Below are 10222 nucleotides of genomic sequence, written 5' to 3'. Positions count from 1 at the left end.
AAATTCTAAGCAACGAGTAGAAAATTCTAAGCAACGAGTAGAAAATTCTAAGCAACGAGTAGAAAATTCTAAGCAACGAGTAGAATATTCCAAGTAACGAATTTTGGTTGTCCGATAAATTTCAAAACCGCATAAAAATCTTTCCCGAAGTTCTTCATAATGGGACTTCGGACTTGCTTTTTGAAAAAGAAGCCTCCTCGTCAAATCCGATTTCCGTGATGTGGACGAACGCACCTTTGACAACACATCAAATGTGGTTTTTAGGGGGATAAATCGCTCTCTATACGGGCTTCCCTTATGATCATCTCACAAAATTGTCGAAAAACATACACTACGCCTTGCATGCCTCTGAAATTCAACAACATGCAAGTGTACACGGCGACTTTCCGATATACATTGAAAGAACCTAAGTCAATGATACACAGACAAAAAGGAATGTAGACAGTTTTTCCAAAAACCTACACGGCCTACATGGTTGAGCTTTCGGACATCGGCACGCCTTCCCGATGCCGCGTGTAGGTTACTGCGAAGAATGTAGATAAATTTCCGCATTGTCTACATTCGTAACACACTACATATCTACGACTTACAAAAGAAGTGTAGACAATGTAGACAAAAAAAAGAAAAAGTCTTGGTAGGGGCTGAAAGTTGCTTTTTTTACGAAAGATGGTTTCACCTCCTCTTCGTTTTTTTCGGATCCCCCCACCTTCATCGGCAAAAAATCGACCAGCCGACGAGGAAGCTCCGAAAGCCGTATGTAAAACCGCCCCCGACATCCAAAAATGTCAGGGGCTGCATGTTTGTGACGTTGCAACAACGCGGTGTCAAACTTCCTCTTCTTTTTTCAATTCGTGGGGAATGCGAAAAGCCGTATAGAGTTCGATCACGGCGGCAATGATCAGCACCACTTTCCACTCCTCACCATAGACGAAGCCCAAACGGAAACTCTTCATCAACAGCAAACAAGCGGAAACGAGCAAAAGAAAAGCGGCAAAAATCTGCTGCCGACGCAAACGACGGACAACAAAACTACGCCCTTCGTAGCGTTGAAGCAGCTGCATGGGCGAAAACATCAAGGCTCCCGAGGTGAAAACATAGGGCGCATAGCCGGCCAACGGAGGTACGAGAGGGAGTATCGCGCCGGCTACAAGAAGCAGACCGCCTAACTGAAACACGAGATTTTGAAAAGGAGTGAGCGAACGCATGATCGGAAACTGAAAAAGAGATAAAACGGAGCAACAATTATTTTTCGACAACGATGTAGACATCCTCGTTGTCTTTTTTCATCCGATGCTTGACACGCGCCACTTTCACCACCGCATCCGGAGAGGAATTGATGAGTTCGAGGGCTTTCGTGTCTTCTTCGTATCGTTGCTCGTAGTAAGTGATTTGTTCTCGCAAATCACTGTTTTTGGCATACAGCGAAATGAGGCGGTAAATGCTGTGGTTGTCGAGAAATCCGACCACAACGATGAAAATCACAATGGCTAAACCACTGCGAATTGCCCAAAGACGTTTGAAAAATCGGAAAACGCGCTGCATGACAAAATAAGAGATTAAAGATCGTGTTGCCGGAGGCGATGTTCGGCCAAGGCCTCAAACTTGGTGCCGGGACGCCCATAGTTGGCATAAGGATAAATGCTGATACCGCCGCGAGGGGTGAAAAGACCGGTCACTTCGATGTATTTCGGATCCATGAGGCGAATGAGATCTTTCATGATGACATTGACGCAATCTTCATGGAAATCACCGTGATTGCGAAAAGAGAAAAGATAGAGTTTCAAACTCTTGCTTTCCACCATGCGCACGTCGGGAATGTAGGCGATGCGGATTTCTGCAAAGTCGGGCTGTCCGGTGATGGGGCAAAGCGAGGTAAACTCCGGGCAGTTGAAGCGCACCCAATAGTCGTTGTCTTGGTGTTTATTGACAAAAGATTCGAGCAATTCGGGGGCGTAATCGGTGGGATATTGTGTGCCTTGGCTTCCGAGATGTTGAAGCCCTTCGGTTTCACGAGAAGACATAAGAAGAAAAAGATAAGATAGAAATAAAATGAGGTAAACATTCCTGCCGTTTCGGCAACGATGAGGCGCGCTTTCAAGCCGAGGCGTCTTCCTCCTTTTCGAGGGCATCGACGCCTTCGCTCATCAAGTCGTTGCCCCAATGCTGAGAAGCCAGTCGGGCTTGACGATCGACGACTTCTTTGGCCTTGCGGGCATAGACGATGAAGCGAAGAGATTGGGCGTAGGAGAAATAGTTCCAAATCCAGTTGAACAAAACGATGCTCTTGTTGCGAATGCCGAGAATGGAACGGAGATGCACGACGAGCCACATGATCCACGCCCAAAAACCGGCCATCTTGACTTCGCTAAATTCGGCCACGGCGCGGTTGCGGCCTACGGTGGCCATTGTGCCGAGGTTGCGGTAGCGGAAAGGTTTGAGTTTTTTGCCGCGTTCGACGGCTTTGAGATTTCGCGCCAACAACCGCCCCTGTTGAATGGCCACTTGCGCCAACTGCGGGTGGCCGTCCTTCCAATTCGGATCGGCACCGGTCATGATACATTGATCGCCAATGGCAAAAACTCCGTCGAGCCCTTCGACGCGATTGTAGGCATCGACGATGATGCGACGTCCGCGCCCGATGTGTTTGGCATCAAGATTGCCGACGGCTTCGCCGGCCACACCGCTGACCCAGATAAAGGTGCGCGTGGCTATCTGCGTGCCGTCTTTGAGCACGACGCGATGATGCCGATAGTCGGTCACCATTTTGTTGAGCAACACATTGACCCCCATGCGGCGCAAAAACTTCTCCACATGCGCCGAAGTTTGGGGCGACATGGCCGACAAGAGACGCGGCCCTGCCTCGATGAGATAAATGTTCATCAAACTGGCCGGCATGTCGGGATAGTCCTTGGGCAAAACGTAGTTTTTCATCTCCGACAATGCTCCGGCCACTTCCACTCCCGTCGCGCCGCCGCCCACAATCACGACATTGAGCAGTTCCTGACGCTCCGTTTCGGAAGAGCAAGTGAGGGCGCGTTCAAAGTTTTCGAGCAGTGCATTGCGCAAGCCCATGGCTTCGCTCACGTTCTTCATCGGAATGGAGTTTTCCTCCACGTTTTTGTTTCCGAAGAAATTGGTGGTCGTTCCGGCGGCAAAGACGAGATAGTCATAGCTCACCTTTCCGATTGAGGTTTGGAGGATTTTCTGTTCGGGAAAGACGCTGCGCACCTCGGCCATGCGGAAATAAAAATCGTCGCGCCGCTGAAAGATCTTGCGGAAAGGAAAAGAGATGCTGCTCGGCTCGATGCCGGCCGAGGCAATCTGATAGATCAACGGCGGAAACTGATGATAGTTGTTGCGATCGACCAGCACAACTTGGAAATCGGCCTTTTTCAGATGATTGGCCAATTTAAGACCGCCGAAACCGCCGCCAACGATCACGACGCGCTTTTTGTCTGTTGGGGGAATGTTGAAAGCCATGGCACGCTGGAATGTGAGAAAGTTTAGACCTTGTGTTATCGAAGCGAATCGGTGAGAAGTTTGATTTCGATCGTGGGAGAGATGCGTTCGTAGAGTATGTTGTAAACGGCGTCGAGTATGGGCATATTGACGTGATAACGACGATTGATGTCTTTCATGCACTTCACGCCGTAAAAGCCTTCGGCAATCATTTCCATCTCCACCTGCGCGCTCTTCACGCTGTATCCCTTTCCGATCATTTGTCCGAACACACGATTGCGCGAGAAGGTGGAATACGCCGTCACCAGCAAATCGCCCAAATAGGCACTGTCGTACACGTTGCGCTCTATGGGGTGGACGGCCATGAGAAAACGATTCATCTCTTGCACCGCTCCGGAGAGCAACACGGAAAGGAAGTTGTCGCCATATTTCAAACCGGCACAAATTCCGGCGGCAATGGCGTAAACATTTTTCAGCACCGCGCCATATTCAATGCCGATGACATCATTGGAAATGGTGGTTTTGACGTATTCGTTGGCAATGAGGTCGGCCATGATTCGGGCACGCTCGGTGTCGCTGCACCCCACGGTGAGATAGGTCAGGCGGCCGAGTGCCACTTCTTCGGCATGGCTGGGGCCTCCGAGCACGAGGAGCTGATCTTCGGGCACACCGAAAGTCGTGCGAAAATACTCCGTACACACCAAGTTTTCATCGGGCACGATGCCTTTGATGGCCGTCATGACAAACTTGTTGTGAAGTTTGACTTTCAGCTTCTTCAACTGTGCCTTGAAATAGGGGGAGGGGGTGACGAAAATGAGCGTGTCGGCCTCTCGTGCGATCTCGTTGATGTCGGAAGAGAAACGGATGCGATCGACCGGGAATTTCACACTCGTGAGATACGAAGGATTGTGTTCCAAACGTTTGAACTCCGCAATGCTCTCTTCCCGACGCACATACCACCAAATCTCGCTCACGCTTTCGAGCACGATTTTGGCCACGGCCGTAGCCCACGACCCACTGCCGATAATGGCTATTGCTCCCGGAAATTCGTTCGGACTTCGACTCTCCTCATAAGAATCTCCAAAACCGAAAAAAGAACTGAAACTGGGCATGGTTGATGTCGTTGAAGTGGCTATCGCCTAAGACGACAGCAAGGATAATGGGGACTGATGAGTAAACAATGCGCACGGCGATCCGAAAGCTCATTCGCCAATGGCTTCCACCCATGCCGCAATATCGGCCACGCTCGGCTTCTCGATGTCGAGTTTGTATTTTTTGAGCACTTCGCCGATTTGCTGCTGCACTTTCTGAGGATTGGCTCCACGGAGATCCTGCACGAGATAGTAGCCCACTTTTTGAAGCACGGGAACGATGTCGGCCGCAATGCCGAAAGGCGCATAGGCTTCGGCCTTGTCTTTGGCAGGGAGTTTTTCGGGTTTCATCTGCGGGAAGAAGAGCACTTCCTGAATGGCCGTGTTGCCCGTGAGCAACATGACTAAACGGTCAATGCCGATACCGATGCCCGATGTGGGCGGCATACCGTATTGAAGGGCACGGAGGAAATCTTGGTCAATCACCATGGCTTCGTCATCTCCCTTGTCGGCCAGCGCCATTTGGTCTTTGAAACGCTCTTCCTGATCAATGGGATCGTTCAGCTCGGAGTAGGCGTTGGCCAATTCTTTTCCATTGACCATCAACTCGAAACGCTCGGTCAATCCGGGTTTGCTGCGGTGCATTTTGGTGAGCGGCGACATTTCCACGGGATAGTCGGTGATGAAAGTGGGCTGAATGAAGTTGCCTTCACAAGTTTCGCCGAAAATTTCATCGATGAGTTTGCCTTTTCCCATCGTGTCGTCCACTTCGATTCCGAGTTTTTTCGCCACGTTTCTCATCTCGTCTTCACTCATGCCGTTGAGGTCATATCCTGTTTGCTCCTTGATGGCATCGAGGATCGGAAGACGGCGATAGGGGGCTTTGAAGCTGATGCTCTTACCATCTACCACGGTTTCGGTCGTACCGTTGACGGCGATGCAGATCTTTTCGAGCATTTGCTCGGTGAAAGTCATCATCCAGTTGTAGTCTTTATACTGCACATACAGCTCCATGCAGGTAAATTCGGGATTGTGGGTGCGGTCCATGCCTTCGTTGCGGAAGTTTTTGCCGATTTCATACACTCCCTCGAAACCGCCGACGATGAGCCGCTTCAAATAAAGCTCTGTTGCGATGCGGCAATACATCTGTTGGTTCAAGGCGTTGAAGTGCGTGATGAAAGGCCGCGCCGATGCTCCGCCGGGTATGTTTTGAAGCGTGGGGGTTTCGACCTCCGTGTAGCCGGCACCATCGAGAATGCTGCGCATGGTGGTCACGATTTTGGCACGCTTGTGGAAAGTTTCCTTGACGTGAGGATTGACGATGAGGTCTACATAGCGACGGCGATAGCGCAACTCCGGATCTTCAAATGCGTCAAACACCTCTCCGTCTTTCTCTTTGGGAGTGGGGAGCGGCTTAATACTTTTGGCCAACAGTGTGAGTTCGCGGGCATGAACGGAGATTTCGCCCGTTTTCGTCCGAAAAACAAAACCTTTCACTCCGATGAAATCTCCAAGGTCGAGCAACTTTTTCACGACAGTGTTATAGAGGGTTTTGTCTTCGTCGGGACAGATGTCGTCGCGACTGATGTAAACCTGAATGCGGCCTTTCGAGTCGAGAATTTCGAGGAAAGTGGCTTTTCCCATTACACGGCGACTCATCAAACGGCCGGCTATGCAAACATTACTCGGTTCGGCTTCGTCGTCGAAGCTGTCGAGGATGTCTTGGCTGAAAGCATCGGTGGGATATTCGGCGGCCGGATAGGGATCGATGCCCAAGGCGCGAATTTCTTCGAGAGAGTTCCGACGGGCTATTTCTTGCTCACTGAGTTCAAGGATGTTCATAGGGTTATGGGTTATTGTCGAGCGGCCGAAAGCATAACGAAAAGAAGGCCGTCTGCTTCGGCGACCGATGTTTTATAGTGATATATTATTTGTGGCAAATGTACGAATAAAATTTGAGGTTTTCTCATCGCTTTGTGAAGAAATGTGTTTCACCGAGGCCTTAGTCGAAAAAATGACAACACCGCTCGCAAACTTGCAAGGTGCGGTTGGCGAGCGGTGTTGTCGGAAGCGGAAGCCAAAAGTGCAATGAGCGGGTGCGGCGGCCTCGGCCAAGCGTCGGGATTTATTGGAAATAAACACGCTTCACGCGATGACTGATGCCGGTGAGCACTTCGTAGGGGATCGTGTCCAACTGTTCGGCCAATACCGACAGCGGCAGATGATCGCCGAATATCTCGACGCTGTCGCCCTCTTTGCAGGACACGTCGGTGACGTCAATCATGCACACATCCATACAGATGTTGCCCACATAGGGTGCCGGCCGACCATTCACCAAACAGTAGCCGCGCCTATTGCCCAAATGGCGGTTCAGACCGTCGGCATACCCTATGGGAAGAGCCGCAATGCGCGAGGGTCGGTCGAGGAGGGTGCGGCGGCTGTAACCGACGCTCGTTCCGGCCTCCGCTTCGCGAATTTGCAAGATTGTCGTGCGTAGCGTCGCCACGTTGTTCAACAGTCGGTTGTCTATGGAGTTCACGCCATAAAGTCCGAGCCCCAAGCGACACATGTCCAAGTGTCGTTCCGGAAAACGCTCAATCGCGGCCGAGTTGCAGATGTGGCGCAAAATGCGATGAGAGAAAGCCGCTTGCAGTTGTCGGGAGGCTTGGTCGAAGCGTTCAAACTGACGAGTGGAAAAATCGTCGAATTCGGGAGAGTCGCTCCCCACAAAATGAGAGAACACCGAGCGTACGCTCAGGGCTTGTTGGCATTGCAGGCGGTCGATGAGGGAGGCTATGTCGCGTTCGGGATGAAAACCGAGACGACACATTCCCGTGTCGAATTTGAGATGAACGGGATAGTGAGTGATGCCCTCTTGCCGAGCGGCTTGCACCAATGCGTCGAGCAGCCGAAAACTGTACACCTCCGGTTCGAGGCGATATTTGAAGAGGGTGTGCAGCGCGCTCATCTCCGGGTTCATGATGATGATGCCGGCCGTGATGCCCGCTTTGCGAAGCTCCGCCCCTTCGTCGGCCACGGCCACGGCCAAATAGTCCACGCCCAAATCTTGGAGCGTGTGTGCCACTTCGACGCTGCCGCTGCCGTAGCCATCGGCCTTGACCATGCAAACGAGCTTCGTTTCGGGACGCATGAAAGAGCGATAGTAGCGCACGTTGTCGCCCAAAGCTCCCAAATTGATTTCGAGCGTGGTTTCGTGCACTTTTAGGAGCAACTCGTCGGCGATGCGTTCAAAACGAAACGGCCTTGCTCCTTTGAGTAACACGATGTCGTCCGAGAGACTGTCGAGCACACCGCTTTCCAACAAGTCTGTCGTACTGTCGTAAAATTCTGCCCTCCCCTCAAAACAGCGGCGTGCCGCTCCAATGCGCATGCCGATGCCGATGAGGCGGTCTATGCGGCGCATGCGCAACTGTTCGCCCACGCGGCGGTAGAGAACCTCGTCGGGAATGCCTGTTTGCAGCAAATCGCTCAAAATCACCACCGTTCGGCGTCCCTCTTTGCGCCGCACCAAGAAGTCGAGCGCAATATCGATGGAGGTTGGGTCGGAATTGTAGGCATCGTCGATGAGCGTCAGATTGCGCACCCCCTGCTTCACTTCGAGCCTCATCGCCACCGGCTGCAACAGGGGCATGCGTTCGGCAAGGTCTGCGGGTTGAAGTCCGAGGCTCAGCCCCACGGCGGCAGTGTGAATGGCGTTTTCGACGGAAGCCTCGTCGGTGAACGGCAGCCTGAAATTTCCCTTCACCTCTTTGCCTCCGGCCACGGCCTGCGTTTGGCAGCGATAAGACACGCCCACCTCGTTTCCGCAGACTTCGATTTCCACAAAAAGCGGAGCGTCGGTTTGGCGGCGCGACCACCCCAAACCGATGCCTTCAAAGCCGCTTTCGGGCAGACAGGTCTGCACCAAGGCGTCGTCGGCATTGTAGATGAGCGTGTCGGCACTGCGAAAGAGGAGGAGCTTTTCCCTGCATTTCTGTTCCATGCTCGCAAAATTCTCCTGATGCGCCGCACCGACGTTGGTCATCACGCCAATCGTGGGGCGAATGATGCTGCCGAGTGCTTCCATTTCTCCCGGCATGCTGATGCCGGCTTCAAAGATGCCGACGCGGCTGTGTTCGTCGAGCAACCACACGGAGAGCGGCACACCGATCTGCGAATTGTAGGAACGCGGACTGCGCGTCACGGTTTGCGAGGGAATGAGGAGTTGATAAATCCACTCCTTGACGATGGTTTTTCCGTTGGAACCGGTCACGCCGACCACGGGAATGTCAAACCGAAGCCGATGCTGCTCGGCCAGACGTTGCAGCGATTCGAGCGGCGAGCCGACCAGCAGAAAGTTGGCATCGCCCATGCGAACGAGCAGTTCGTCGGGCAGCGTGTCTACCACGAAATTGCGCACGCCGCCCCGATAAAGCTCATCGAGATAACGATGACCGTCGCCGGTGCGTGTGCGAAGGGCAAAAAAAAGAGTGGTTTCGGGAAAAGCCAACGAACGGCTGTCGGTGAGCAACCATTCGATTTGAGCTTCGACACGGCCGAAGCATCGGGCGCCAATCAGCGTCGCTATTTGTTGAAGAGAGTAAGACATCGAAAGAAAAACAAATTGCGATTTCGAACAGCGAAGGTACGACTAATTTACAGAAACGCCCCATTTTTCAAGGAAAACTTGCATCCGTCGTTCGAGATTCTCTGCGAAGTGGCGATGCGCCGCGCTGTCGGGATGAAGCGGACGATGAGAAAGATCGCGCAAAAGGGTGGCACGCTCGGCCGAAAACTCATGGAGCGAAACATCGAAACAACACTCGCCGAAACGCCGGGCGATATAATCGACGGTCTGCTCCGAGGGGTGAAACATATCGGGTTTGTAGAAGCGGTAGTCGCGCAGTTCGTCCATCACGATCTCGTAAGAAGGAAAATAGTGCGTCTGCGTGCGGCTTCCGCAAAGTTCGTCGGCCAAAAGCAGCAGTTTGGCCTTGGCCACCTGCGAAGCGTGCAGGCCGTATTTCGCATAGCGATAAGGGCTGACCGTGAAAAGCAGGTGCAAGCGCGGATTGAAGTCGTGCAACTCGTTGATCAGCGTTCGCCAATCGTCGCAAAGCGCATCGAGCGAGGGGTCGCATTCCTCAAAATCGGCCGCCGCTTCTTTATGACAGTTGGCCACGATGCGCCCGTCGGTTTTCAGACGATAAGCGCGCGACGTGCCCCAAGTGACGATGAGCAGTTCGGCCGTTTCGAGCAGTCGGGAGGCCGTCGCCCTTGCCGCGCATACCTTTTCGCGACATTCCGCCTCGGTCGCACCCGAAAAAGCACCGGAGTGCAAACGACTGTGCCAAACGCCCGTTCGGCCTTCAAAAAACATGGTGTCGTCAAAAGGGCGGTCGCTCATCAACCATCGCAATCCCGTGGCGATGCTCATCGGATTGTAGACCACGCCGAAAGGATTGACCGCCACTTGCTCCGGGGGCAGCGTTCGGCGGAGGCGTTCGCCCATGTGTTCGGCAAAGCAAGACCCCGTCACCACCACGCGCGACGAGGGCGTGAGGCGGAAAGGGTATCGGGGATTTTCGACGGGAGTTTGAAGTTGCATGGTTGAAAACAAGAGAGCTACAAACGTTTTTTACGGAAAAACGAGGCGTTCAACACAACAGACG

General features: G+C 52.7%; 8 protein-coding genes. All 8 read right to left on the bottom strand.

What is annotated here, in order from left to right; translation table 11 throughout:
• Positions 1-824: 824 nt before the first annotated feature.
• Positions 825-1205: a hypothetical protein gene (locus EII14_RS03490; RefSeq protein ID WP_124931182.1), complete on the bottom strand. Its 381-nt coding sequence runs from the start codon at positions 1203-1205 to the stop codon at positions 825-827.
• A 37-nt stretch (positions 1206-1242) separates the two neighbouring features.
• Positions 1243-1542: a septum formation initiator family protein gene (locus EII14_RS03485; protein ID WP_124931181.1), complete on the bottom strand. Its 300-nt coding sequence runs from the start codon at positions 1540-1542 to the stop codon at positions 1243-1245.
• A 14-nt stretch (positions 1543-1556) separates the two neighbouring features.
• Positions 1557-2021 (bottom strand): preQ(1) synthase, encoded by a 465-nt coding sequence (gene queF / locus EII14_RS03480; protein ID WP_124931180.1) that lies wholly within the window; start codon positions 2019-2021, stop codon positions 1557-1559.
• Positions 2022-2094: 73 nt separating this feature from the next.
• A complete protein-coding gene (locus tag EII14_RS03475; RefSeq protein WP_124931179.1) occupies positions 2095-3480 on the bottom strand; it encodes an NAD(P)/FAD-dependent oxidoreductase in 1386 nt (461 codons plus the stop codon).
• A gap of 35 nt (positions 3481-3515) precedes the next feature.
• Complete coding sequence (locus tag EII14_RS03470; RefSeq protein ID WP_124931178.1) at positions 3516-4571, bottom strand: NAD(P)H-dependent glycerol-3-phosphate dehydrogenase; 1056 nt, start codon at positions 4569-4571, stop codon at positions 3516-3518.
• Between the two features lie 90 nt (positions 4572-4661).
• Positions 4662-6392 carry a lysine--tRNA ligase gene (gene lysS / locus EII14_RS03465; RefSeq protein ID WP_124931177.1) on the bottom strand — a complete coding sequence of 577 codons (1731 nt, stop codon included), beginning with the start codon at positions 6390-6392 and terminating at the stop codon, positions 4662-4664.
• A gap of 283 nt (positions 6393-6675) precedes the next feature.
• The gene (locus EII14_RS03460; RefSeq protein WP_124931176.1) at positions 6676-9159 is read right to left on the bottom strand and encodes a bifunctional UDP-N-acetylmuramoyl-tripeptide:D-alanyl-D-alanine ligase/alanine racemase; all 2484 of its coding nucleotides are present in this window, start codon (positions 9157-9159) and stop codon (positions 6676-6678) included.
• Positions 9160-9201: 42 nt separating this feature from the next.
• The gene (locus EII14_RS03455; RefSeq protein ID WP_124931175.1) at positions 9202-10158 is read right to left on the bottom strand and encodes a GSCFA domain-containing protein; all 957 of its coding nucleotides are present in this window, start codon (positions 10156-10158) and stop codon (positions 9202-9204) included.
• Positions 10159-10222 lie beyond the last annotated feature (64 nt).

The sequence above is a fragment of the Alloprevotella sp. OH1205_COT-284 genome (assembly GCF_003859795.1).
Taxonomy (GTDB): Bacteria; Bacteroidota; Bacteroidia; order Bacteroidales; family Bacteroidaceae; genus Alloprevotella.
The sequence above is the reverse complement of the archived record's forward strand: the minus strand, read 5'-3'. Positions and strand labels throughout refer to the sequence as shown.